18 protein-coding genes and 5 tRNA genes are annotated in these 23,859 nt (G+C 59.6%); 7 read left to right on the top strand and 16 right to left on the bottom strand.

Annotated elements, in window-relative coordinates:
- The first annotated feature begins 48 nt into the window (after positions 1-48).
- Complete coding sequence (locus PMI27_RS04385; RefSeq protein ID WP_008151273.1) at positions 49-3,327, top strand: EAL domain-containing protein; 3,279 nt, start codon at positions 49-51, stop codon at positions 3,325-3,327.
- A 46-nt stretch (positions 3,328-3,373) separates the two neighbouring features.
- On the opposite strand, the gene PMI27_RS04390 is transcribed toward PMI27_RS04385, so the two are convergent.
- The 10 genes from PMI27_RS04390 to gltX form a co-directional block, all read right to left on the bottom strand.
- Complete coding sequence (locus PMI27_RS04390) at positions 3,374-3,820, bottom strand: Hsp20 family protein (RefSeq protein WP_008151276.1); 447 nt, start codon at positions 3,818-3,820, stop codon at positions 3,374-3,376.
- Between the two features lie 121 nt (positions 3,821-3,941).
- Positions 3,942-4,901 carry a tRNA dihydrouridine synthase gene (locus tag PMI27_RS04395; RefSeq protein ID WP_008151277.1) on the bottom strand — a complete coding sequence of 320 codons (960 nt, stop codon included), beginning with the start codon at positions 4,899-4,901 and terminating at the stop codon, positions 3,942-3,944.
- Between the two features lie 166 nt (positions 4,902-5,067).
- Positions 5,068-5,517, bottom strand: coding sequence for an acyl-CoA thioesterase (locus PMI27_RS04400; RefSeq protein WP_008151280.1), 450 nt, complete (start codon positions 5,515-5,517; stop codon positions 5,068-5,070).
- Positions 5,518-5,565: 48 nt separating this feature from the next.
- Complete coding sequence (locus tag PMI27_RS04405; protein ID WP_008151283.1) at positions 5,566-6,399, bottom strand: alpha/beta fold hydrolase; 834 nt, start codon at positions 6,397-6,399, stop codon at positions 5,566-5,568.
- 31 nt (positions 6,400-6,430) lie between these two features.
- The gene (locus tag PMI27_RS04410) at positions 6,431-6,970 is read right to left on the bottom strand and encodes a TetR/AcrR family transcriptional regulator (RefSeq protein ID WP_008151286.1); all 540 of its coding nucleotides are present in this window, start codon (positions 6,968-6,970) and stop codon (positions 6,431-6,433) included.
- Positions 6,971-7,154: 184 nt separating this feature from the next.
- Positions 7,155-7,230: transfer RNA gene (locus PMI27_RS0229820), tRNA-Glu, on the bottom strand.
- A gap of 80 nt (positions 7,231-7,310) precedes the next feature.
- Positions 7,311-7,386: transfer RNA gene (locus PMI27_RS0229815), tRNA-Ala, on the bottom strand.
- Positions 7,387-7,439: 53 nt separating this feature from the next.
- Positions 7,440-7,515 (bottom strand) — tRNA-Glu (locus PMI27_RS0229810).
- Positions 7,516-7,594: 79 nt separating this feature from the next.
- A tRNA-Ala gene (locus PMI27_RS0229805) sits at positions 7,595-7,670 on the bottom strand.
- A gap of 235 nt (positions 7,671-7,905) precedes the next feature.
- Positions 7,906-9,387, bottom strand: a complete 1,482-nt coding sequence (gltX, locus tag PMI27_RS04415) for a glutamate--tRNA ligase (protein WP_008151288.1) — start codon at positions 9,385-9,387, stop codon at positions 7,906-7,908.
- A gap of 220 nt (positions 9,388-9,607) precedes the next feature.
- Here gltX and PMI27_RS04420 point away from each other — a divergent pair, with 220 nt between their 5' ends.
- Both PMI27_RS04420 and PMI27_RS04425 read left to right on the top strand, forming a co-directional pair.
- Positions 9,608-10,657 carry an HlyD family secretion protein gene (locus PMI27_RS04420; protein WP_033053575.1) on the top strand — a complete coding sequence of 350 codons (1,050 nt, stop codon included), beginning with the start codon at positions 9,608-9,610 and terminating at the stop codon, positions 10,655-10,657.
- Positions 10,647-12,197: an MDR family MFS transporter gene (locus tag PMI27_RS04425; RefSeq protein ID WP_008151293.1), complete on the top strand. Its 1,551-nt coding sequence runs from the start codon at positions 10,647-10,649 to the stop codon at positions 12,195-12,197. Before PMI27_RS04420 ends, PMI27_RS04425 begins: the two co-directional genes overlap by 11 nt.
- Positions 12,198-12,302: 105 nt before the next feature.
- Here the strand turns inward: PMI27_RS04425 and uvrB are convergent, their stop codons facing one another.
- Positions 12,303-14,318: an excinuclease ABC subunit UvrB gene (uvrB, locus tag PMI27_RS04430; RefSeq protein ID WP_008151295.1), complete on the bottom strand. Its 2,016-nt coding sequence runs from the start codon at positions 14,316-14,318 to the stop codon at positions 12,303-12,305.
- Between the two features lie 351 nt (positions 14,319-14,669).
- Between uvrB and PMI27_RS04435 the strand changes: the two genes are divergently transcribed.
- Positions 14,670-15,866 (top strand): amino acid aminotransferase, encoded by a 1,197-nt coding sequence (locus tag PMI27_RS04435; RefSeq protein WP_008151296.1) that lies wholly within the window; start codon positions 14,670-14,672, stop codon positions 15,864-15,866.
- 232 nt (positions 15,867-16,098) lie between these two features.
- Positions 16,099-16,299 carry a hypothetical protein gene (locus PMI27_RS04440; protein WP_008151298.1) on the top strand — a complete coding sequence of 67 codons (201 nt, stop codon included), beginning with the start codon at positions 16,099-16,101 and terminating at the stop codon, positions 16,297-16,299.
- Here PMI27_RS04440 and PMI27_RS0229800 read toward each other — a convergent pair.
- Entirely contained in the window at positions 16,296-16,526 is a 231-nt protein-coding gene (locus tag PMI27_RS0229800; RefSeq protein ID WP_008007186.1) for a hypothetical protein, read from the bottom strand. The two genes, PMI27_RS04440 and PMI27_RS0229800, sit on opposite strands and share 4 nt — an antisense overlap.
- Positions 16,527-16,753: 227 nt before the next feature.
- Here PMI27_RS0229800 and PMI27_RS0229795 point away from each other — a divergent pair.
- Positions 16,754-16,829: transfer RNA gene (locus tag PMI27_RS0229795), tRNA-Asn, on the top strand.
- 178 nt (positions 16,830-17,007) lie between these two features.
- Here the strand turns inward: PMI27_RS0229795 and PMI27_RS04445 are convergent.
- Positions 17,008-18,525: a nucleobase:cation symporter-2 family protein gene (locus PMI27_RS04445; protein ID WP_008151303.1), complete on the bottom strand. Its 1,518-nt coding sequence runs from the start codon at positions 18,523-18,525 to the stop codon at positions 17,008-17,010.
- Positions 18,526-18,820: 295 nt separating this feature from the next.
- Between PMI27_RS04445 and PMI27_RS04450 the strand changes: the two genes are divergently transcribed.
- The gene (locus PMI27_RS04450) at positions 18,821-19,306 is read left to right on the top strand and encodes a hypothetical protein (RefSeq protein ID WP_008151304.1); all 486 of its coding nucleotides are present in this window, start codon (positions 18,821-18,823) and stop codon (positions 19,304-19,306) included.
- A gap of 3 nt (positions 19,307-19,309) precedes the next feature.
- On the opposite strand, the gene PMI27_RS04455 is transcribed toward PMI27_RS04450, so the two are convergent.
- From PMI27_RS04455 to PMI27_RS04465, 3 genes are all read right to left on the bottom strand, one after another.
- Positions 19,310-20,137: an arylamine N-acetyltransferase family protein gene (locus PMI27_RS04455; RefSeq protein WP_008151306.1), complete on the bottom strand. Its 828-nt coding sequence runs from the start codon at positions 20,135-20,137 to the stop codon at positions 19,310-19,312.
- 109 nt (positions 20,138-20,246) lie between these two features.
- Positions 20,247-21,041: an exodeoxyribonuclease III gene (gene xth / locus PMI27_RS04460; RefSeq protein ID WP_008151309.1), complete on the bottom strand. Its 795-nt coding sequence runs from the start codon at positions 21,039-21,041 to the stop codon at positions 20,247-20,249.
- Positions 21,042-21,140: 99 nt separating this feature from the next.
- On the bottom strand, positions 21,141-23,711 hold the full coding sequence (locus PMI27_RS04465; protein WP_033053574.1) for a bifunctional diguanylate cyclase/phosphodiesterase: 2,571 nt from the start codon (positions 23,709-23,711) through the stop codon (positions 21,141-21,143).
- Positions 23,712-23,859: the final 148 nt, after the last annotated feature.

Here is a 23,859-nt window from a genome sequence, read left to right as displayed (position 1 = left end):
AGGGCCTCGAGTCACTGACCTGACACCTCACTCAGCCAAGGCTTGCCAATGCCGAAATCTGTTGACCGTATTCCGCCGATGCCGCGTATACAGGCGCTTGACCCAAAACGGTCCGAGCAGAGCTGGGAAAGCGCCCCACAATTGCTGGCCGCCCTCAACGGTGCACGTCTGGGCGCCTGGTATTGGGACATCGAGCGGGGGCAGATCAGTTGGTCGCGGGGTACCCAGGCGCTGTTCGGCTTTGATCCCCGGCAACCGCTGCCGGCGGATCTGGAATACCTCGACTTGCTGCCGCCAGAGGATCGGGCGAAAACCATTCGCGCCTTCGACGCGGTGATCGCCGGCGCCCCGCTGGAACAGGCGATGCATCACCGCATCCGCTGGCCCGACGGCAGCCTGCACTGGCTGGAAATCAACGGCAGCCTGCTGCCGGACAAACACGGCCGGCCACGCATGATCGGCGTCATCCGTGAAATCACCCACCAGCGCCAGCGCGAACAGGCGTTGAGCAGCTCGGAAAAACGCTTCGCCACGCTGTTCCACCTGTGTCCGAACATGGTTCTGCTGACTCGCCAGGAAGACGGCCTGATCAGCGAAGCCAACCAGTATTTCGAAAGCCTGTTTGGCTGGCCAGTACAGAACGCTATTGGTCGCACCACCCTGGAACTGGGCCTCTGGGTGCATCCGGAGCAACGGGCGCAACTCGTCAAAGCCACCAAGGCCAAGGGCGAACTGATCAACATGGAGGTGCAATTTCGTGCCAGCAACGGCCAGATCCACGACGGCATCCTCAGCGCGCAAAAGGTCGAGCTCGAAGGCCAGCCTTATCTGCTGAGTACGTTCCTGGACACCACCGAACGCAAAGCCGCCGAACATGCCCTGAAAGACAGCCAGGAGCGCCTCGACCTGGCGCTGGATTCAGCGCAACTCGGCACCTGGGACTGGCACATTCCCAGCGGCATGCTGTACGGCTCGGCTCGCGCCGCCCAGTTACATGGGCTGGAAGCCATACCCTTCCATGAATCCTTCGACGAGTTTTTCGAAGGCGTGCCCGACGAAGAACGTGGCTCCATGCGTGACGCCTATCGCAGCCTGCGAGAAGGCCCGGCCGGCAATTATCAACTGACCTACCGCGTGCAACTGCCGGACGGCAGCTCGCGCTACCTGGAGAGCCGCGCTCGACTCTATCGCGATGAAAACGGTGCTCCGCTGCGCATGGCCGGCACCCTGCTCGACATCACCGATCAGGTGGAGCGCGAACAGCTGCTGGTGGCGTCCGAAGAGAAGTTCGCCACCCTGTTCCAGGTCAGCCCGGACCCGATTTGCGTGACCCGTCAGGACACCGGCCAATTTATCGAGATTAACTCCAGCTTCACCCAGACCTTCGGCTGGAGCGCCGCCGATGTGATTGGCCGCGTCGCCGACGAAATCGGACTATGGGACGCTTCGGCGCAAAGCCTGCGACGGATTGAGCAGGTCATCCGCGAACAGGGTCTGAACAACGTGGCGATCCTCGTTCAGCACAAAGACGGGCAAGCCCTGACCTGCGTGATTTCCAGCCGCCAGATCAGCGTCGGCGACCAGCCGTGCATCGTCACCACCCTGCGCGATATCACTCAGCAGCAACGCTCGGAAGCCGCGCTCAAGGCCAGTGAAGAGAAGTTCGCCAAGGCATTCCACTCCAGCCCCGACGCGATCACCATCACCGAGCGCGACACCGGCCGTTATCTGGAGGTTAACGATGGCTTCTGCCGCCTGACCGGCTACCGCGCCGATGAAGTGGTGGGTCGCACGGTGTATCAGGTCGGCATCTGGGCCGAGGAAAAACAACGTTCGGCGCTGCTCGCCGAACTCCAGATCAAGGGCCGGGTGCATCACCAGGAAATGCTCGGGCGCAATAAACGCGGCGAGTTGCTGACCGTCGAAGTCTCGATAGAACCGATCACCCTCAACGAAACCGCCTGTCTGCTGCTGACCGCACGGGACGTCAGCCTGCTGAAAAACGCCGAAGCGCAGATCCGCCACCTGGCCTACCACGACCCGCTGACCAACCTGCCCAACCGCGCCCTGTTGATGGATCGCCTGAGTCAGCAGATTGCCCTGCTCAAGCGCCACAACCTGCGCGGCGCCCTGATGTTTCTCGACCTTGATCACTTCAAGCACATCAATGATTCGCTCGGTCATCCGGTGGGCGATACCGTGCTGAAAATCATCACCGCGCGCCTTGAAGCCAGCGTGCGCATGGAAGACACCGTCGCGCGTTTGGGCGGTGACGAATTCGTGGTGCTGCTCAGCGGGCTCGAAGGCTCGCGCAATGAGGTCAGCGAGCAAGTCCTGCAACTGGCGGACACCTTGCGTGAACTGCTGTCGGAGCCGATGTTCCTCGACGGACAACGCCTGCAAGTAACCCCGAGCATCGGCATCGCGCTGATTCCCGATCACGGCTCGACCCCGACCGACCTGCTCAAACGCGCCGACATCGCCCTCTACCGGGCCAAGGATTCGGGCCGCAACACCGCGCAGATGTACCACAACACCATGCAGAAGGCGGCGAGCGAACGCTTGCGCATGGAAACCGATCTGCGCCTGGCCCTTTCCCGGGGCGAGTTCCGCGTGCATTACCAGCCGCAGGTCGACGCCCGGAACGACCGCATCGTCGGCGCCGAGGCACTGGTGCGCTGGAGCCATCCGGAACTCGGCGAGCAATCGCCCACCGAGTTCATCAAGGTGCTGGAGGACAGCGGGCTGATTCTGGAAGTGGGCACCTGGATCGTCGACGAAGCCTGCAGTGCCTTCAAACAACTGATCGCCAAAGGCCTGGTCGATCCGCTGGACTTCAGCCTGTGCGTCAACATCAGCCCGCGGCAATTTCGTCAGAATGACTTTGTCGAACGCATCGAACACAGCCTCGAAAGCCACGGCCTGCCCTTCTCGCTGCTGAAACTGGAAATCACCGAAGGCATCGTGATCCAGAACCTGGAAGACACCATCAACAAAATGCGTAGCCTGAAAAAACTCGGCGTGAGTTTCGCCATGGACGATTTCGGCACCGGTTATTCCTCGCTGACCTACCTCAAGCGTCTGCCGGTCGACACCCTGAAAATCGACCAATCGTTCATCCGCGACGCCACCACCGACCCCAACGACGCCGAGATCATCCGCGCCATCGTTGCCATGGCCCGCAGCCTGGAATTGAAAGTGATTGCCGAAGGGGTAGAGACGCCGGAGCAGCTGGAATTTTTGCAGGGGCTGGGCTGCCATTTCTATCAGGGGTATTTGCACAGCCCGCCGCTGCCGGTGGAGGACTTCCAGAAACTGCTCAAGTGACGGGCACAAAAAAGGGCGCCAGTGGCGCCCTTTTCATTGCTCTGCCTTAGTGCTGCAGCGCTGGCTTTTGCGTCCCGTTGATCGGGATGCGTTTGGCTTTCGCCTCTTCCGGAATTACCCGCAACAGGTCGATGCTCAACAAACCGTTGCTCAGACCGGCGGCCTTGATTTCGATATGGTCCGCCAGACGGAAGGACAGTTTGAAGGCACGCTGTGCGATGCCTTGGTACAGATAAGTGACGTCTTCGGTCGCGTCACGCTTGCCGCCACTGATGGTCAACACACCTTTTTCCACTTGCAGCTCCAGGTCTTCTTCCTGGAAGCCGGCGGCCGCTACGACGATGCGGTATTGGTCGTCGCCGTGTTTTTCCACGTTGTAGGGTGGGTAGGTGCTGCCTGGCTCGTTGCGCAGGGCGGTTTCGAACAGGTCATTGAAACGGTCGAAACCTACCGAGGAACGGAACAGTGGTGCCATGGAAAATGCAGTACTCATGATTCAAATCTCCTGAAACATATCAGCAAGTTTTTTTGTCTCCGCGACCCGAATTCGGCATCGCGTAATCCTTAAATAAGGACCGCTGATTGCTTTTCAAGAGATTATTTACAGATTTTTTTCAGGCGGCTTCGGACACCTGAAGCCCCAGTAAACGCGAGACATGATCCAGTTCGGTCTCACGACGCAGCACGGTGAACAGCTCGACCGCTTCGGGATAATTGCGGGTCAGCATCGCCAGCCACTGCTTCAAGCGACCCGGCGATTGGCGTGCCGTCATCTGCGCCTTGGCTTGCAGCCAGAAGTCCTGAATCAATGGCAGCAGCTCGGCCCAGGTCATCTCGACGACGTCCTCACCAGCCCGCGCCATTGCGATTTGCCTTGCCAGGTCCGGGCGCGAAACCAGGCCGCGACCGAGCATGATGTCCTCGACGCCGCTGATTTCACGGCAACGACGCCAGTCTTCGACGCTCCAGATGTCGCCGTTGGCGAACACCGGAACCTTGACGACATCCTGCACCCGGGGGATCCATTCCCAATGGGCCGGCGGCTTGTAGCCGTCAGTTTTGGTCCGCGCGTGAACCACGATGTGCGCTGCGCCACCTTCGGCCAGGGCCGTGGCACACACTAGCGCACCGTCCGGGCTGTCGAAACCGAGGCGCATCTTGGCAGTCACCGGAATATGCGCCGGAACGGCGCGACGCACGTGCTCGACGATCTGGTTCAGCAGCTCAGGCTCTTTGAGCAGCACCGCGCCGCCACGGGACTTGTTCACGGTCTTGGCCGGGCAGCCGAAGTTCAGGTCGATGACCTCGGATCCTAGCTCACAGGCCAGCGCAGCGTTTTCCGCCAGGCACACCGGATCGGAACCGAGCAGCTGCACCCGCAGCGGCACGCCGGAGGCGGTGCGGGCACCGGTCAGCAGTTCCGGGCCGAATTTGTGGTAATAGGCAGGCGTAAGCAGTTGATCGTTGATCCGAATGAACTCGGTCACGCACCAATCGATACCGCCCACACGGGTCAGCACGTCCCGCAGGATGTTGTCGACCAACCCCTCCATGGGCGCCAAAGCAATTTGCATGAAAAACACACTCAACGAAAAACGTGCGGCAGTTTACTGGATTGCGCGGAAAATCTGCAGAACATCGCAGATTCCCCTGTGGGAGTGAGCCTGCTCGCGATAGCGGTGCATCAGCAGCATCACTGTTGGCTGACACAACGCTATCGCGAGCAGGCTCGCTCCCACATTAGATTTTGGTTGTGTCCAAGATTTGCAACGCGGGGCCGTAGCCCTCGATGAACTCCGCCGGCATGCGCTTGGGCTTGCCGGTCGACAGTTCGATGCAGACGAAGGTGGTCTGCGCCCGCAACAACGTGGAGTTGTCGCTGGGGCGCTTCAACTGGAAGTGTCGGGTCATTTTCAGGCGCTGGTCCCAATCGACGATCCAGGTCGCCAATTGCAACTCATCGCCCTCATAGGCGGCCGCCAGGTAATCGATCTCGTGCCGCACCACCGCCATCGCCCTATCCAGCCGACGATACTCGACCAGGTCCAGGCCAAGCCGCTGGGAATGGCGCCAGGCACAGCGTTCGAGCCAGGTCACGTACACCGCGTTGTTCGCGTGACCCAACCCATCGATGTCCTCTGCGCCGACTTCCAGATCAATGATAAATGGCGTTGCCCGATCCCAGCCCATGCCCCACTCCCGGTCAGAAAATTTTCACCGGGGCAGTGTAACGGATGCTCAGGCCGATTGGCGCGATTGCAGACTGCGACCGGCGAGCAACGAGAGAACACCTTCGATCACCCGAGGGTCAGCCAGTACCCGCTGATGACCACCCTCTTGCAGGCGCAACAGACGGCTGTCGAACCAGGCCTCGTTGATCAACTGCGATTCCTTGACCGGAACGTAGCAGTCGTCTTCGGCGTGAACGATCAGGCCGGGCATATCGAGCTGATAGTGCGCGACATCCAGTGCCGCAGCGCGCATGCCGACGTCTCTTTCGACCTGACGTATGAACGCCGAGCGGGCTTTCGGTGGCAGCCGCACGTAGCGGGCGAAACCACGCAATACGCCGAGAATTCGCGCCGGAGCTGCGATAGTGACCAGGGTTTCGGTACGCAAGCCCAACTGAACGGCGAGCATGGCACTGGCGCCGCCCATGGAGTGGCCGATGACGGCTTGCAGCGGTGGCAACTCGGCAGCGGCCTCCAGCATGGCCCGGGCGAACAGCACCACATTGGCTTCGCGACCCGGCGAGCGACCGTGGGCCGGACCGTCCAGCGCAACCACGGTGTAACCGGCATCGACCAGCGCGGTGATGAGGCTGGCAAACTGCGTCGGCCGGCCTTCCCAACCGTGCATCAGCAACACGGCGGGGCCTTGCCCCCAACGCAGCGCCGAGAGGCCGAAGCGTAGGGTGATTCGCTCGGACTTCGCCAGCAGCGGCAATTCCCAATCACGCGGCGGCAGCTCCCGCGGCGTCATGAATGCCAGTCGCATTTTGCTCGCGACCAGCTTTGGTGCGAACCAGCCCAAGGTGCCATTAACGCCACGAACCCACTTTAACGCGCTCATCGCTCTCACTCCTCAGGCTAATGCCTTTAGGTCACAGCACCGCAGACTTGGCGGCGCGCAGCAATCGATCGGACAATTCTCCTGGCCCCAACGCGCGAGCCAAAGCCAAACCACCGACCATCAAGGCCATGTCGGCCAAGGCTTTGTCGGTGTCTTCCGGGCTGGCCGCCAACTGCGCGACCATCATTTCCACATGCTCATTCAACGCCACGCGAAACGCGTCCGGCAGACGGCCCAGCTCACCGACAGAAGCCGGAATCGGGCAGGCTGAATCAGAGGAATCACGGTGTTTGCGCGACAGATAAAACGCAGCAACCAGCGCGCGACGCTCTTCGCCGGTCAATTCGGCATCCATGTCGGCGATCAAGCCACGCCGGTGACCGAGCAGTTGCTTGAACGCTTCCAGCATCATCGCGTCCTTGCTTTCGAAGTGCGCGTAGAAGCCGCCGACGGTCAGGCCGGCCGCGCCCATCACTTCGCCCACGCTCGGCTCGGCCGGGCCGCGCTGAATCAGCGCTGCGCTGGCAGCCTTGAGGATGCGTTCGCGGGTTTGAGCTTTTTTATCGTTCATCGTTGCCTCCGAATATTACGACTAGAATATTATTCTCATAATAATTTTACGCAAGTCGTGGATGTGACCGCTGGTCTGAAGAACAGTTTGAAAGAATTAGAGGGATTTGGCCAAACGCCAGACAAACAAAAGGGCCATTCAATAATTGAATGACCCTTATAAAATCCCGCAGAGCGGGTAATCGTGGCGTCCCCTAGGGGACTCGAACCCCTGTTACCGCCGTGAAAGGGCGGTGTCCTAGGCCACTAGACGAAGGGGACGCAAAACCTTCTATACAACTGATCAGTGCTGAGAGCTGATCGATTCAAGGCCGGTGTGGCCAGACCTTGAACTGTAAAATTGGTGGAGCTAAGCGGGATCGAACCGCTGACCTCCTGCATGCCATGCAGGCGCTCTCCCAGCTGAGCTATAGCCCCGGATTTTTCGCCTCGCGGCGGAGCGACATCTTGCAACATCGCTTCTGTAAAACTGGCGTCCCCTAGGGGACTCGAACCCCTGTTACCGCCGTGAAAGGGCGGTGTCCTAGGCCACTAGACGAAGGGGACGCAAACCCTTCTATACAACAGATCACCGCTGAGTGGTGATCGCTTCAAGGCCGGTGTGGCCAGGCCCTGAAGTGTAAATTGGTGGAGCTAGACGGGATCGAACCGTCGACCTCTTGCATGCCATGCAAGCGCTCTCCCAGCTGAGCTATAGCCCCTCATCGCTGAGGACGGGGCGAATCTTAATGGCGCATCGGAAGGCTGTCAAACTTATTTTTAAAATATTTCAAAGTTTTTTGCCGACATAACAATCACTTACCGCCCTTCCCCCGTAAACCGGGGGCTTGGGAAAGAACGCAGGCCCGTAGGAGCTGGCGAAGCCTGCGATCTTTTGAAGGCCGCCGAAGAGCAGGATCAAAAGATCGCAGCCTTCGGCAGCTCCTACAGTGAGAATCAGGCGATGTTGCCCAACAGTTTTTCCCACTCCTTGTTTTCCTTCTTCGACACGCCGCCCAGCAAGTCGATCGCCTGGCGCAGACGGAAACGGGTCAGGTCAGGGCCAAGGATTTCCATCGCATCGAGCACCGACACCGAACTGGCCTGGCCAGTGATCGAGGCAAACATCAGTGGCATGGCGTCACGCAGCTTTAGCTCCAGGGATTCGACCACCGCTTGAATCGTTGCGGTGATACTGTCCTTTTCCCACTGACGCAGGCTTTCCAGCTTCCACAGGATCAACTGCATCAACTGACGCACCTGATCGCCCGACAGCTTTTTGGATTCAAACAGCTTGGCGTCCGGGTTCACGCCACCGGCGAAGAAGAAACCGGCCAGCGGTGCAACCTGGCTGAAGGTTTCGACGCGGCCCTGCACGTGCGGCGCGATCTTCATCATGTATTCCGGGTTCAGCGCCCAGGTTTGCAGGCGCGAAGCGAACTCTTCCACCGGCAGGTCACGCAGCCATTGACCGTTGAGCCACGACAGTTTCTCGATGTCGAAAATCGGCCCGCCGAGGGAGACACGACTCAGGTCGAAGTTATCGACCATTTCCTGCAGCGAGAACTTCTCGCGCTCGTCCGGCATCGACCAGCCCATGCGACCGAGGTAGTTGAGCATCGCTTCCGGCATGAAGCCCATGCGCTCGTAGAACGTCACCGAGGTCGGGTTCTTGCGTTTGGACAGCTTGCTCTTGTCCGGGTTACGCAGCAGCGGCATGTAGCACAGCTCCGGCTGTTCCCAGCCGAAGTACTCGTACAACAGAATCAGTTTCGGTGCCGAGGGCAGCCATTCTTCGCCGCGCAGAACGTGGGTGATGCCCATCAGGTGGTCATCGACGACGTTGGCCAGGAAGTACGTCGGCAGACCGTCGGTCTTCATCAGCACTTGCATGTCCATACGATCCCACGGGATCTCGACGTCGCCACGCAGCATGTCCGGCACCACGCAAACGCCTTCGCTCGGCACTTTCATGCGGATCACGTGCGGCTCGCCAGCGGCCAGGCGGCGTGCGACTTCTTCCTTGGACAGCAACAGCGCACGGCCGTCGTAACGCGGGGTTTCGCCGCGGGCCATTTGTTCAGCGCGCATCTGGTCCAGCTCTTCGGCGGTGCAGAAGCAAGGGAAAGCGTGGCCCATTTCGACCAGCTGCTGGCAGTACTTCTGATAGATATCGCCACGCTCGCTCTGACGGTAAGGACCGTGCGGGCCGCCAACATCCGGGCCTTCGCTCCAGTCGATACCCAACCAGCGCAGGGCGTCGAAAATCTGTTGTTCGGACTCGCGGGTCGAACGCAATTGGTCGGTGTCTTCGATCCGCAGGATGAACTCACCGCCGTGCTGCTTGGCAAAGCAGTAGTTGAACAAAGCGATGTAAGCGGTACCTACGTGGGGATCCCCGGTAGGCGATGGCGCGATGCGAGTGCGGACGGTGGTCATGGCAAGTCTCGAAATGAAGATAAAACAAAGGGCGAATGGTAACAGGCGTTGGCCGCCCGGCTCCAGTGAGCAGGGCATTTAAGCCAAGGTTGCGTCTATAACGCGCTCTAGCGTTGGTGAATGGCCGATTATCAGCCGATGGCATTTACCCATCATTCGCTGTATGCCAGATTTGACCACTGATAACTTTCCTTACAATTTTCTCGACTACAGTCTGCCCATGCCTGCCCAACTCAAGCGTCGCCTGTTTATTTTCCTGTTGATCGTCCTGCTGGTTGCCGGGGGCTTTTTTGCCCAGTGGTTCTTCAAGGGGCGATTCTATGAAAGCACCGACAACGCTTATGTCCAGGGCGAGATCACCCGTGTGTCGAGTCAATTGGGCGCGCGCATCGATCAGGTGCTGGTGCAGGACAACCAGCACGTCGAGAAAGGCCAGTTGCTGATCAAGCTCGAAGGCGATGACTTCCACCTCGCCGTCGACCGCGCCAACGCCACCCTCGCCACCCGTGAAGCCGAACGCCTGCAAGCCCGAAGCAAACTGACTCAGCAAGCCAGCCTGATCGCCGCCAGCGAGGCGCAAGTCGCCTCCAGTCAGGCCAGCCTCGGTCGTTCGCAGATCGATTTGTCTCGCGCGCAAACCCTGCGCAAACCCGGCTATGTCTCGGAAGAACGGGTGACCACCCTCTCCGCCGACAACCACATCGCCCGCTCGCAAGTGACCAAGGCCCAGGCGGACGCACAAAGTCAGCGCCAACAAATCAACTCACTGAGCGCCGAGATCAAACGCCTCGACGCCATGATCGCCAACGCCAAAACCGATCTGACCCAGGCCGAACTGAACCTGACCCGCAGCGAAATCCACGCGCCCATCAGTGGCCTGATCGGCCAGCGCGCCGCCCGCGAAGGTCAGTATGTGCAGGCGGGTGCTTACTTGATGTCGATCGTGCCGGATCAGGACATCTGGATTCAGGCTAACTTCAAGGAAACCCAAATCGGCCACATGCAGCCCGGCCAGAAAGCCGAACTGATCTTTGACGCCTACAGCGACATGCCAATCGATGCGCGAGTCGACAGCCTGTTTGCCGCCTCGGGCGCGCAGTTCAGCCTGTTGCCGCCGGACAATGCCACCGGCAACTTCACCAAAGTCGTACAACGGATTCCGGTAAAACTGACCTTCGCCGCGAACAATCCGCTGCAAGGCAAGATTCGTCCGGGCATGTCGGTCACCGCCAAAGTGAACATCAAAGACACCCCTGACGATGGCCGGTGATCAACTGATCCGCCCGGTCGGCGAACCGACCCGGCGGGACTGGATCGCGGTCATGAGCGTGATGCTCGGCGCCTTCATGGCGGTGCTCGACATCCAGATCACCAACTCGTCGCTCAAGGATATTCAAGGCGCGCTGTCGGCGACTCTGGAAGAAGGTTCGTGGATTTCCACCTCGTACCTGGTGGCGGAAATCATCATGATCCCGCTGACGGCGTGGCTGGTGCAGTTGCTCTCGGCGCGACGACTGGCGGTGTGGGTATCCCTCGGATTTCTTGCCGCTTCCCTGCTCTGCTCCATGGCCTGGAGCCTGGAAAGCATGATCGTCTTCCGCGCCTTGCAGGGCTTCACCGGCGGCGCACTGATCCCGCTGGCGTTCACCCTCACGCTGATCAAACTCCCCGAACACCACCGCGCCAAAGGCATGGCGATGTTCGCCATGACCGCGACGTTCGCACCCTCCATCGGTCCGACCCTCGGCGGTTGGCTGACCGAGAATTGGGGCTGGGAATACATTTTCTACATCAATATTCCGCCGGGCCTGATCATGATCGCCGGCCTGATGTACGGCCTGGAGAAGAAAGAAGCCCACTGGGAACTGCTGAAAAGCACCGACTACCTGGGCATTCTCACGCTGGGCGTCGGCCTCGGTTGTTTGCAGGTGTTTCTGGAGGAAGGCCATCGCAAGGACTGGCTGGAGTCGAGCCTGATCGTGACCCTGGGCAGCATCGCGCTAGTTAGCCTGATCACCTTTGTGATCGTGCAGACGTCCAAGCCCAATCCGCTGATCAACCTCGGCATCCTGCGCAATCGCAACTTTGGTTTATCGAGTATTTCCAGTGTCGGGATGGGTGTCGGATTGTACGGCTCGATCTACCTGTTGCCGCTGTACCTGGCGCAGGTCCAGAACTACAACGCCCTGCAAATCGGCGAAGTGATCATGTGGATGGGCGTGCCGCAGCTGTTTCTGATTCCGCTGGTGCCGAAGCTGATGAAGTACGTCTCGCCGAAATGGCTGTGCACGTTGGGTTTCGGGCTATTTGGATTAGCGAGCTTTTCATCGGGGGTGTTAAACCCGGACTTCGCCGGGCCGCAGTTCAATCAAATCCAGATCATTCGCGCGCTGGGCCAGCCGCTGATCATGGTGACCATCTCGTTGATCGCCACGGCGTACATCCTGCCGCAGGACGCGGGTTCGGCGTCGAGCCTGTTCAACATCCTGCGCAACCTCGGCGGCGCGATTGGCATCGCCCTCCTCGCCACGCTGCTGGATGCGCGAACCAAGACTTACTTTGATTATTTACGTGAAGCGATTGTGCCGACCAACCCACAGGTGGCCGAGCGCATGGCGTCGCTGACGGATCGGTTTGGCAGTGAGACGGCAGCGCTGGGCAAGCTCAGTGAAATTGCGCATCAGCAGGCGTCGATCATGGCTTACAACGATGCGTTTCACTTTGTCGGGATTGCGCTGGGGATCAGCATGCTGGCGGTGTTGCTGACCAAGGCGTTGCCGGCGGGATTGAAGGCTGGCGAGGCACATTGAGACCGAGGCGCTCCCATCGCGAGCAAGCTCGGCTCCTACAGGATAGGTGATCACCCGTAGGAGCCGAGCTTGCTCGCGATGGCAGCCTGACAGGCACCACCAATCTCAGACGGTTATCAACCGCTCACGCAACTTGCCAATCTCGTCGCGCATCTGCGCCGCCGCTTCAAACTCAAGATCCCGCGCCAACGCGTACATCTTCTCTTCCAAGGCTTTAATGCGTTTGGCGACTTCCCCCGGCGAACGCAATTCGGCTTCGTACTTGGCGCTTTCCTCGGCGGCCTTGGCCATGCCTTTGCGCTTCTTGCTGCGCGAACCCGGCACGGTGGCGCCTTCCATGATGTCGGCAACGTCCTTGAACACGCCCTTGGGCGTGATGCCATTGGCCAGGTTGAAGGCAATCTGCTTGTCGCGACGACGCTCGGTCTCGCCGATCGCCCGCTCCATGGAACCGGTGATGCGATCGGCATAGAGAATCGCCCGACCATTGAGGTTGCGCGCCGCCCGGCCGATGGTCTGGATCAGCGAGCGCTCGGAACGCAGGAAGCCTTCCTTGTCCGCATCAAGGATCGCCACCAGCGAGACTTCCGGCATGTCCAGGCCTTCACGCAGCAGGTTGATCCCCACCAGCACATCGAAGGTGCCCAAACGCAGATCGCGGATGATTTCGACCCGCTCCACCGTGTCGATGTCCGAGTGCAGATAACGCACCCGCACACCGTGGTCGGCCAGGTAATCGGTCAAGTCTTCAGACATGCGTTTGGTCAGCGTGGTGACCAGCACCCGCTCTTCCAGCGCCACGCGCTTACCGATCTCCGAGAGCAGATCGTCGACCTGGGTCAACGCCGGACGGATTTCGATTTGCGGGTCTACAAGGCCAGTCGGGCGGACCAGTTGCTCGACCACGCGACCGGCGTGCTCTGCCTCGTAATTGCCCGGCGTGGCCGAGACAAAGATCGTCTGTGGGCTGATGCTTTCGAACTCGTCGAAGCGCATCGGCCGGTTATCCAGCGCGGACGGCAGACGGAAACCGTATTCCACCAGCGTCTCTTTACGTGAGCGGTCGCCCTTATACATGGCACCGACCTGCGGCACGCTGACGTGGGATTCATCGATCACCAGCAAGGCATCGGCCGGCAGGTAGTCAAACAAAGTCGGTGGTGCCTGGCCGGATTCGCGACCGGACAGGTAGCGCGAGTAGTTTTCGATACCGTTGCAGTAACCCAGTTCGAGGATCATCTCCAGGTCGAAACGGGTGCGCTGTTCCAGACGCTGGGCTTCCACCAGTTTGTTGTTGGTTCGCAGGTAGTCCAAGCGTTCCTGCAACTCGACTTTGATCCCTTCGACGGCATCCAACAGGGTTTCTCGCGGGGTGACGTAGTGGCTTTTCGGATAGAACGTGAACCGCGGCAGCTTGCGAATCACTTCGCCGGTCAGCGGATCGAAGGCCGACAGGCTCTCGACTTCGTCATCGAACAGCTCGATGCGGATCGCTTCGAAATCGGATTCCGCCGGGTGGATATCGATCACATCGCCGCGGACCCGGAAGGTCGCACGGGCAAACTCCATGTCGTTGCGGGTGTACTGCAAGTCTGCCAAGCGACGCAGCAACGCACGCTGATCGAGTTTGTCGCCGCGATCCACGTGCAGCACCATCTTCAAATAGGTTTCCGGACTGCCCAGACCGTAGATGCACGACACCGTGGTGACGATGATCGCGTCCTTGCGCTCCAGCAGTGCCTTGGTCGCGGACAATCGCATCTGTTCGATGTGATCGTTGATCGAGGCGTCTTTCTCGATGAACGTATCCGATGACGGCACGTAGGCTTCGGGCTGGTAGTAGTCGTAGTACGAAACGAAGTATTCGACGGCGTTGTTCGGGAAGAACGCCTTGAACTCACCGTACAACTGCGCGGCCAGGGTCTTGTTCGGCGCCAGCACCAGGGTCGGACGCTGAATCTGGGCGATCACATTGGCGATGCTGAAGGTCTTGCCCGAGCCGGTCACACCGAGCAACGTCTGGTGTGCCAGCCCGGCTTCGATGCCCTCGACCATCAGGCGGATGGCTTCCGGCTGATCGCCAGCGGGCTCGAAACGGGTGACTAGCTGGAATTCAGACATGAAATACCTCTCGGTTTTCGAAGCAGGAGTCGCGCCTGTCCGGGCGAACCGGGCAGCAACGGGAAAGACCGCAAACGACCGATGTCGCCCGAGGAAAAAACTGGATTGTGCTCAATGTGGAGCCGATTGCCCGCGCTTTCAAGGCAAACGTCCTACATCGGGTAAAACCTTTGACGATGCCAATCGACTAACGGTCGAGAAATAATCGGAAAAACTTACCGCAAAAGCCGAATCGTCTGTCGCCATCAATCGCAGATGGCCTCTATACTAGCTCCCCGTTTGTGCACCGCTCTAGTGCATTCGGCTGGAGCGCGACACGTCCCTCCACTTTCCATTCAGAGCCGCCGCAAAATGAGCCTGTTCTCCGCTGTCGAAATGGCACCACGTGATCCAATCCTGGGCCTCAACGAAGCATTCAACGCCGACACCCGTACCAACAAGGTCAACCTGGGGGTCGGTGTTTACTGCAACGAGGAGGGGCGAATTCCACTCCTGCGCGCCGTTGTCGAAGCCGAGACGATTCGCGTCGCTCAACACGCTTCCCGTGGCTACTTGCCAATCGACGGTATTGCCGCCTACGACCAGGCCGTGCAAAAACTGCTGTTTGGCAATGACTCGCCACTGATCGCCGCTGGCCGCGTCATCACCACCCAGGCCGTTGGCGGTACTGGCGCACTGAAAATCGGTGCCGACTTCCTCAAGCAACTGCTGCCGAACGCCGTCGTGGCGATCAGCGACCCGAGCTGGGAAAACCACCGCGCGCTGTTCGAAACGGCCGGTTTCCCGGTGCAGAACTATCGCTACTACGACGCCGCGACCCACGACGTGAACCGTGCTGGCTTGCTGGAAGACTTGAACGCCCTGCCGTCCGGCTCCATCGTTGTGCTGCACGCTTGCTGCCATAACCCGACCGGTGTGGACCTGAGCCCGGCGGACTGGAACAACGTGCTGGAAGTCGTGAAAGCCAAAGGTCACGTACCGTTCCTCGACATGGCCTACCAGGGCTTTGGCGATGGCATCGACGAAGACGCCGCGGCTGTGCGTCTGTTCGCTGAATCGGGCCTGACCTTCTTCGTCTCCAGCTCGTTCTCCAAATCGTTCTCGTTGTACGGCGAGCGCGTGGGCGCCCTGTCGATCGTCAGCGAATCGAAAGAAGAAAGCGCGCGCGTGCTGTCGCAGGTCAAACGCGTGATCCGCACCAACTATTCCAACCCGCCGACCCACGGTGCAAGCATCGTCGCCGCTGTATTGAACAGCCCGGAACTGCGCGCTCAGTGGGAAGAAGAACTGGCTGAAATGCGTCTGCGGATTCGCGGCATGCGCATCCAGATGGTCGACCTGCTGGCGAAAAACGCACCACAGCGCGACTTCAGCTTCGTCGGTCGTCAGCGTGGCATGTTCTCCTACTCCGGCCTGACGGTTGAGCAAGTGACCCGCCTGCGCAGCGAGTTCGGCATCTACGCCCTGGACACCGGCCGCATCTGCGTGGCCGCGTTGAACCAGAGCAACATCGACGTTGTGACCAAGGCCATCGTTGCGGTGATCTGAATCGTCGAGTGATAAAAAAACGGGAAGCCAAATGGCTTCCCGTTTTTATTGGCCGCAGATAAATCTCAAAGCAGCAGCTGCGCCCTTTAAACTCCACACAAATTAAATGTGGGAGTGAGCCTGCTCGCGATAGCGGTCTTTCTGTCATATAGATGCAAGATGTGCCGCCGCCATCGCGAGCAGGCTCGCTCCCACAGGTTTTATGTACACCCGAGAATTTTTGAGAACCCACATGAAAAACGATGACCTACGCGCCGACCGCGATGAGCTGGACCACTTCGTGCCTCGCACCCCGGCCAAACGCGGTAACAACCTGGTGATGCAAGTCGCTGCCGGCGTGTTTCTCGGCGGCCTGGCCTTGTGGCTGGTGCAGCTGGCCGCAACGATGCTGTACGCCAAACTGATGCTCGCCACCGTCACTTTCGGCGGTTAGGCCAGTTCGGTTGCGCGCTGGCTGGCAGCGTCGTCATAGGCGACGTAGAGCGATTCGGCGACCTGGCTTTTGATCGCCTTGGTGCTTTCCAGGCCCAGGACAAACCCTTCGGCCTTGCCACCGGCACGGTTCAATTCATCAGCGGTGCTGGCCTGAGTGATTGCGTCGAACAGTTTTTCGGCGTGAGGGCCGACGCCTTTGGGCAGGCTGATTTGAGCGATGCTCATGCGAACACCCCGTTGTGGCGAAGTGTGGAGGTTGGGTGATTCATGGCGCGTACCTTTTCGGCGAATGGCCGGCAGCGCGTGTAACCACTTCCGGGCGGCCATGGTAGACCTCTGAGGCGATTCTGGTAACCGCCCACGGTCGATAAACCACCGCCCGTCCCCATGAACCCGTCAAATTGCTAACAGGTGCTTGACTTCTCTTTTTGAATCAGTAACATACACGCCATTCCGCGATAGCTCAGTTGGTAGAGCAAGTGACTGTTAATCACTGGGTCCCTGGTTCGAGTCCAGGTCGTGGAGCCAGACAGCAATATCGAAAAGCCCCTGAATCGAAAGGTTCAGGGGCTTTTTTGTGGCCAAAAGATCGCAGCCTCGTTTCGCTCGACAGCTCCTACAGAGAATTGCGTTCCACTGTAGGAGCTGTCGAGCGAAACGAGGCTGCGATCTTTTGACCTACCAGCCTTTTCAGCGAATACAACTGTCAGACATGCTCACTGCTTTTGGTGTGAGCCGCTCGATGCTCGTTAGACTCATGGAGCGCCTCCACCACCGGAATCTCATTCCCGTCGCAGTCCCGCAGTTTGCCTTCGCTGAAATAATCCCCTTCGCGCAACGCTGCCAGATCCTGATAACGCAGGACGCGCTCGGTACCGGCCGCGAACACCGACTGCTGATCGGAGTTACCGGCAGTGAGGTGGTTGAAGGTCAGGTTCAGCACGATGGCCATGATCGCCGACGAACTGATGCCCGAGTGGAAGATCGTGGCGAACCAGCTTGGGAAGTGGTCGTAGAAGTTCGGCGCAGCGATGGGGATCATGCCGAAGCCGATGGAGGTAGCGACGATGATCAGGTTGACGTTGTTGCGGTAGTCGACCTTGGACAGCGTACGAATACCGCTGGCGGCCACGGTACCGAACAGCACGATACCGGCGCCGCCGAGGACAGAAGTCGGTACAGCAGCGATGACGCGCCCCATAAACGGCAGCAAACCGAGGATCACCAGAAACAAACCGCCGGTAGCTACCACGAAGCGGCTCTTGATTCCGGTCACCGCCACCAGTCCGACGTTCTGGGCGAAGGCACTTTGGGTGAAGGAACCGAAGATCGGCGCGAACATGCTCGACAGCATGTCAGCACGCAGGCCGTTGCCCAGGCGTTTGGAGTCGACCTTGGTGCCGATGATTTCACCCACCGCCAGAATGTCAGCCGAGGTTTCCACCAGGGTCACCATGACCACAATGCACATCGACAGGATCGCGGCGAAGTGGAAGGTCGGCATGCCAAAGTGGAACGGCGTCGGGAAGCCAAACATCGGGCCTTGAGTGACGGACGAGAAGTCCGCCATGCCAAGGAACACCGCGATCACCGTGCCGATAACCATCGCCAACAGGATCGACAAACGCGAGATGGTCGCGCTGCCAATCTTGCTCAACAGCAGCACCAGCACCAGCGTCACCGCCGCCAGACCAATGTTCGCCATGCTGCCGAAGTCCGGGGCATGGCTGTTACCACCCATGGCCCAGCGTGCAGCGACTGGCATCAGCGTCAGGCCAATGGTGGTAATCACAATGCCCGTGACCAGCGGCGGGAAAAACCTGGTGATTCGTGAGAACACCGGCGTGATCAGCAGGCCGATCAACGACGCGGCAATCACCGCCCCGAGAATCGATTGAAACCCGCCCTCCCCGCCACTGCTGACAATCGCCACCATCGTCGCGACGCCAGAGAACGACACACCCTGTACCAGCGGCAATTGGCAGCCGAAAAACGGTAAGCCCAGGGTTTGCAGCAATGTCGCCAGCCCCCCTGCAAACAATGAAGCAGCAATCAACAAACCGATGTCCGCTGGCGAGAGCCCGGCCGCCTGGCCGATGATCAAAGGCACCGCGACAATGCCGCCGTACATGGTCAGAACGTGTTGCAGGCCGTAAGCCATATTCGCGCCGATCCCGAGATTTTCGTCCTCAGGCCGTTGGTGTGAAACATGGGGCGTTTTCATGGTTGGGGGGGTCCCTGGTTTTTGTTATGCGCACACTGTATGCAAGACTCAGGACAAATGTCTATAGAGTTGTATACAACTAACCAGTCAGATTATGGACACATGGCCATTCCACACCCGAGACTTGCCCCGCACCGCCCCTGAAAAACTCTCTCGTTCCGCAGCCCTTGCGGACGATTACGGACATGGAAACCGCCATCTTGAAACCAAAACCTCCCGGCAACATGACGCAAGGCAAGAGGTGCACTACCTTGATAGAGGTACGCTCTCACTGAGACCACGATAGGAAATCGACATGAGCAAGGCTGACCAACTCGCCGCGAAACTGAAGCAAACCCAGCAGTCCAGTGCCGACACGACACACTGTGCCGATCAGCAGATCGACAGCTGGCCTGCACAGGTTTACGAGCTGTACCACCTCATCGAAGCCTGGCTGGCGCCACTCAGCGAAGCCGGGCTGAACATTCGGCGAGTGCCGACGCACGTCTTCGAGCGTCATCCTGATGGGGCGACCTACGACTACGCCATCGACCAGTTACTGATTGAAGGCAACCACCACAGCATCACCTTCGATCCCGTCGCTCGTTTCACTGAGGATGGTGCCGGGCGGGTCGAGATCCGCACCCAAGGGAAAGCACTCTCGATGCTGCGAACCGTGAGCGAACACGGCGAGACACAGTGGTGGCTGCAGGCGATCGATCAAGCCGGGCAACAACCGGATGCGATCGCCATGACCGAAGACACCCTGCTTTCCGTTGTGCAGGAGGGGCTGCAGCTGTGAGGTTCAGGGCTGTTGAATCAGCCCTTCAATAACCCGGCGCAACGCCGCCTCCCGCGGCACCCGAATGTCGAATTCGCTGCGCAACAAACCCATCAATTCATCCACATCCGCCACCTGCCGCCGTTCAGTCTCACGGCCGATCCGATGAATCGCAAAACTGCCGTTGTTCAGCGTGCGGCGCCACCCTTCCCCGGTGCGCGCTACCATCAGCTGCCTGGCGAACGACGATTCCGGATGGGTCGAGACATACCAGTTGCCGACGGCGTAATCGATGTCTTCCTGGCGCTGCAAGTCGAAAATGTACATCGCCCGCCATTCGCCGCCGACGTTGGCCCGCAGGGTGTAGCCATCCTCGTGCTGCTCGATGCGATAGGGTTCGTGGGGGGTGAGCTGTTCAGCCGGGGTATCGAGCATCAGCGGTGCGGTGGGCACCATGCCGCCGAAGCCGACGTCGGTGATGTAGCGCACGCCGTCCAGGGTTACCAGGCTCAAGCGGTGGGTACGGGCGGACCATGCGCCTTCAGGCTGGCCCATGACCACTCGGCCGGAGATGCCGCGAGCGTCGAAGCCCAGTGCCTGGAGCAACGCCAGGAACAGGTTGTTGAGTTCGTAGCAGTAACCACCGCGGCCATCGTGCAGGACCTTTTGCTCGATGGACGGCAGGTCGATGAACACCGGTTGCCCCGACAACGTACTGAGGTTTTCGAACGGGAAGACGCCGGTGTGGCGCAGTTGAAGGTGGCGCAGGGTTTCCAGGGTCGGCGCCGGAGGCGCGTCGAAGCCCAGTCGCTGCAGGTACAACGCAAGATTCGTCAGCTGTGGCTCGCTCATTGCTCAGTCCTTATGCAGGGGCCGGATTTCTCCGCCGATGGGCGCCATGTATAAGGGAAAAAGCGGTTCGACCGACAATTGATTTAGCCAATCGCCACCCACTTCAATCTCAACGCCGCTTGCGCGAACTCAATCGAATCCACGTCGGCGCATGATCACTCGCGTGGGGCTCGTTGCGAACCCAGGCATCGACACCGGCCTCCTGCAGATAAGGGCTCAGCGCCGGGTTAAGCAACAGATGATCGATGCGCAGTCCTGAGTTCTTTTGCCAGTGCTGGCGAAAATAATCCCAGAAGGTATAGAGCCGATCCTCCGGATACAGATGGCGCAAAGAATCGGTCCAGCCCTGGGCCAGCAGGCGCTGATAACACTCGCGGCTTTCAGGTTGCAGCAACGCATCCTTCAGCCAGGATCGCGGGTTGTAGATGTCCAGGTCGGTGGGCACCACGTTGTAGTCACCGGCCAGGACCACGGGATGATCACTGGCCTGAAGCGTCTGCGCGTAGTGGATCAGTCGTTCGAACCACGCCAGCTTGTAATCGAACTTCGGCCCCGGCTGCGGGTTGCCGTTGGGCAGGTACAGGCAGCCCACCAGAATCCCGTGCACGGCGGCCTCCAGATACCGGCTATGGGTGTCGCTGTCATCGCCCGGCAGGCCTCGACGACTCTCCAGCGGCTGCGCATCCCGCGCCAGAATCGCCACGCCGTTCCACGAAGACTGACCTTGCCAGATCGCGCCGTAGCCAACGGCCTCAAGCTCGGCGGCCGGGAATGCACTGTCGACTGACTTGAGCTCCTGCAAACAGGCGATGTCTGGCTGCTCTCGCTCAAGCCAGGCGAGCAAGTTCGGCAGTCGGGCGCGCATGCCGTTGACGTTGAATGTCGCGATTTTCAGGTTCTTCATGGGCCAACGCTCGCAACGCAGGGTCGATGTCCAGTTGTGACCGGGAGTGCGCCCCGGCAGTTGCCTCTACGAGCGAGTCAGGCGACTAAAGGCGCGGCCCTACACTGGAAACTCGTCATGCGATGCCTTGAGCAACGGCAGCAACGCCTGCTTTTCCATAGGCCGACTCAAGTAGAAACCCTGCACCTCATGGCACTGGTCCGAGACCAGGAAGTCCAGTTGCTCCAGGGTCTCGACGCCCTCTGCCGTCACGGTCAGGCCCATGGCTTTGCCCAGGTTGATGATCGCCTGCACCACGGCGCGGTCATTGCCGCCGCCGCTCATGGACGAGATGAAACGTTTGTCGATCTTGATCCCGTCGAACGGGTACGTGCGCAAGTAACCCAGGGACGAATAACCGGTACCGAAGTCGTCCATGTTCAACCGCACGCCCAGTTCCTTGAGCGCATTCATGGTCGCCAACGCGCCCTCCACATCGATGAGCATGACGTTTTCGGTGATTTCCAGTTCCAGGCGACTGGCCGGCAAACGGGTCTGGATCAAGGCCTCCCTGACGTCCTCCACCACATCGCTGCGGGCAAATTGAACAGGTGACAAATTGACCGACACCATCAACGCACCGGGCCAGGTCAGGGCCGTTTCACAGGCTTCGCGCAACACCCAACGCCCCAAAGGCACGATCAGGTCAGTCTGCTCGGCCAAAGGGATAAACTCGTCGGGGCTCAGCAGCCCTTGTTCCGGATGCTGCCAGCGCAGCAATGCTTCTACCGAGACCACTTGCTTGCCGCCCATGTTGTAGCGCGGCTGGTAATGCATCACGAACTCGTTGTTCTTGATCGCCCGGCGCAGGTCGTTTTCCAGTTGCCGACGGTGCTGGATCTGATCGTTCATGTGCGGCGCAAAGTAGCACCAGGTCTTCTTGCCGTCGGATTTAGCCTGGTACAGCGCAATGTCGGCACACCGGATCAGTTCATTGGGAATGTGCCCCTGACGCCGACTCAAGGCGACACCGATGCTCGCGCCGATGTGCAGCGTGTGATGCTCGTAATGAATCGGCTGCTGCAGGCTCTCGAGCAAACGTTCGCAGAACCGGTCGATTTCGGCGTGGCTGTCCATGCCGTTGAGCACCAGCACAAACTCATCACCACCGAGCCGGGCGACCAGATCGATGTCCCGCGTGCACTCACGCAATCGGGTGGCCACTTCCAGCAGCACGGCGTCGCCGGCCGGGTGACCGAGGGAATCGTTGATCGGCTTGAAGTTATCCAGATCGATCATCAACAGCACCAGCGCTGCCGAATGCTCTTTCTGCGCCAGGGCCTCGTCAAGGAAACGCGCCAGTTTGTTGCGATTCGGCAGCCCCGTCAGGGCATCGTGCAACGACAGATGCTGGATCTGGGCATGGGCGGCGACTTCATCGGTGATGTCGCTGGCCGTTCCGCGATAGCCCAACACCGCGCCCTTGCGATGGATCGGTCGTGCCGAAACCCGGCAAATACGCTGTTGCCCCGACTGATCGCGATAGGAGCAGCGCAAATGGCTGACGGGCTGTTCTTCATTGAGCTTATGCAGCCACAGCGACAAGGGCAGCGTGTCGCAATTGAGCAGTTGCCCGATGTCCTGCCCTATCCATTGTTGATCGGAAAAACCGGTGACGGTGGCGAAACGTCCTGACAGATAAGAGATGCAATGTTTGTCGTCGATTTCCCAGATCCAGTCGGAAGCCGCCTCAGCCACTGCACGAAAACGCTCCTCACTGGCCTCCAGCGCCTGGTTCGATAAATCGAGGCTGGTGTAGCTGGCATCCACGTGCCCGGACGTGCGCAAGACATACCGGAAGAAATAAGCCGTTAACAACGCCAGCACCAACAGCGCGCCGCCCAATGGCGGCAGCAACGACCAGAGCAACTGATGACCCGGTTGCTCAAGTCGGGAAACCAGGCTGTAGCCGGTGCCCGCCAGTGCCACGGCGGGCCTGCCGGGCGAGATAGCGTTATCAGGCGCCAGGTTTAAATCATGCAAACCGTAATCAGCGCTCAAGGCGCTGAGCTTGTCAGGGCTTAATTGGTCGACGAACACCAGCACCGAGGTGCTTTGGGGATCGACCGCCGGCCTTTCGTCATTGGGGACGATTGCGGCAGCCGTCAGCAATGCCGGTTTGCCCTCGAACAGCGTGAACTGGCTGACGGGATCAATGAGGCTTTCCTGACTATGGACTGCCTGTATCAGCGTCGCCATCGATGCCGAAAGATAGGTGGTCGCCGCCTCCTCTACCTGAAGCCCGCGCACCACGGAGTATTTGGTTTGCTGATGATCGACCACGAAGACGCCATCGTAGTGATCGATGCTGAACAAGGTTTTGCCCAGGTTCTGCTCGACGTAGGCCCATTGCACATCGACCTGGCCGTTCAAGTGGTCGTAGGCGGTCGTCCAGTTTGCATAACTGGCGACGTAGTTCTTCGAGGCGGTGATGCGGTTTTCCAGCGCACGCTGGGTGTAGAACGTGGTCTTGGCCAGGTCCTGGGCGTCCAGCCTCCCGGCAATGTTGAACAAGGCCAACAGGGCGATCAGCACACCCAAAACAAACAGCAGGCCGACGACAAACACCAGGTTACGGGTTATCGGCGTATGACGGGGCGCGGCGACAGTGGTAACGGCGGTCATATCCATGCACTTGATCCTGTCAATCGATTGCCTGATCGGGATGCGACGCTCGCAATGCTTTTTTACCAGGGCACTCGCCGAACGTTCATTGAACATAGCAGCCATGCTGTGCCCTGGCGCCTGGATAACGCAAGCCATTGCAGCAATTGAAGAA

This window comes from Pseudomonas sp. GM41(2012) (assembly GCF_000282315.2).
GTDB lineage: Bacteria > Pseudomonadota > Gammaproteobacteria > Pseudomonadales > Pseudomonadaceae > Aquipseudomonas.
This window is presented reverse-complemented; position numbering and strand designations above follow the sequence as displayed.

Excerpts from the sequence above, each read along its gene's own strand:
- PMI27_RS04385 (WP_008151273.1), top strand. The coding sequence starts at position 49 with ATGCCGAAATCTGTTGACCGTATTCCGCCGATGCCGCGTATACAGGCG.
- PMI27_RS04390 (WP_008151276.1), bottom strand. The coding sequence starts at position 3,820 with ATGAGTACTGCATTTTCCATGGCACCACTGTTCCGTTCCTCGGTAGGT.
- PMI27_RS04395 (WP_008151277.1), bottom strand. The coding sequence starts at position 4,901 with ATGCAAATTGCTTTGGCGCCCATGGAGGGGTTGGTCGACAACATCCTG.
- PMI27_RS04400 (WP_008151280.1), bottom strand. The coding sequence starts at position 5,517 with ATGGGCTGGGATCGGGCAACGCCATTTATCATTGATCTGGAAGTCGGC.
- PMI27_RS04405 (WP_008151283.1), bottom strand. The coding sequence starts at position 6,399 with ATGAGCGCGTTAAAGTGGGTTCGTGGCGTTAATGGCACCTTGGGCTGG.
- PMI27_RS04410 (WP_008151286.1), bottom strand. The coding sequence starts at position 6,970 with ATGAACGATAAAAAAGCTCAAACCCGCGAACGCATCCTCAAGGCTGCC.
- gltX (WP_008151288.1), bottom strand. The coding sequence starts at position 9,387 with ATGACCACCGTCCGCACTCGCATCGCGCCATCGCCTACCGGGGATCCC.
- PMI27_RS04420 (WP_033053575.1), top strand. The coding sequence starts at position 9,608 with ATGCCTGCCCAACTCAAGCGTCGCCTGTTTATTTTCCTGTTGATCGTC.
- PMI27_RS04425 (WP_008151293.1), top strand. The coding sequence starts at position 10,647 with ATGGCCGGTGATCAACTGATCCGCCCGGTCGGCGAACCGACCCGGCGG.
- uvrB (WP_008151295.1), bottom strand. The coding sequence starts at position 14,318 with ATGTCTGAATTCCAGCTAGTCACCCGTTTCGAGCCCGCTGGCGATCAG.
- PMI27_RS04435 (WP_008151296.1), top strand. The coding sequence starts at position 14,670 with ATGAGCCTGTTCTCCGCTGTCGAAATGGCACCACGTGATCCAATCCTG.
- PMI27_RS04440 (WP_008151298.1), top strand. The coding sequence starts at position 16,099 with ATGAAAAACGATGACCTACGCGCCGACCGCGATGAGCTGGACCACTTC.
- PMI27_RS0229800 (WP_008007186.1), bottom strand. The coding sequence starts at position 16,526 with ATGAGCATCGCTCAAATCAGCCTGCCCAAAGGCGTCGGCCCTCACGCC.
- PMI27_RS04445 (WP_008151303.1), bottom strand. The coding sequence starts at position 18,525 with ATGAAAACGCCCCATGTTTCACACCAACGGCCTGAGGACGAAAATCTC.
- PMI27_RS04450 (WP_008151304.1), top strand. The coding sequence starts at position 18,821 with ATGAGCAAGGCTGACCAACTCGCCGCGAAACTGAAGCAAACCCAGCAG.
- PMI27_RS04455 (WP_008151306.1), bottom strand. The coding sequence starts at position 20,137 with ATGAGCGAGCCACAGCTGACGAATCTTGCGTTGTACCTGCAGCGACTG.
- xth (WP_008151309.1), bottom strand. The coding sequence starts at position 21,041 with ATGAAGAACCTGAAAATCGCGACATTCAACGTCAACGGCATGCGCGCC.
- PMI27_RS04465 (WP_033053574.1), bottom strand. The coding sequence starts at position 23,711 with ATGGATATGACCGCCGTTACCACTGTCGCCGCGCCCCGTCATACGCCG.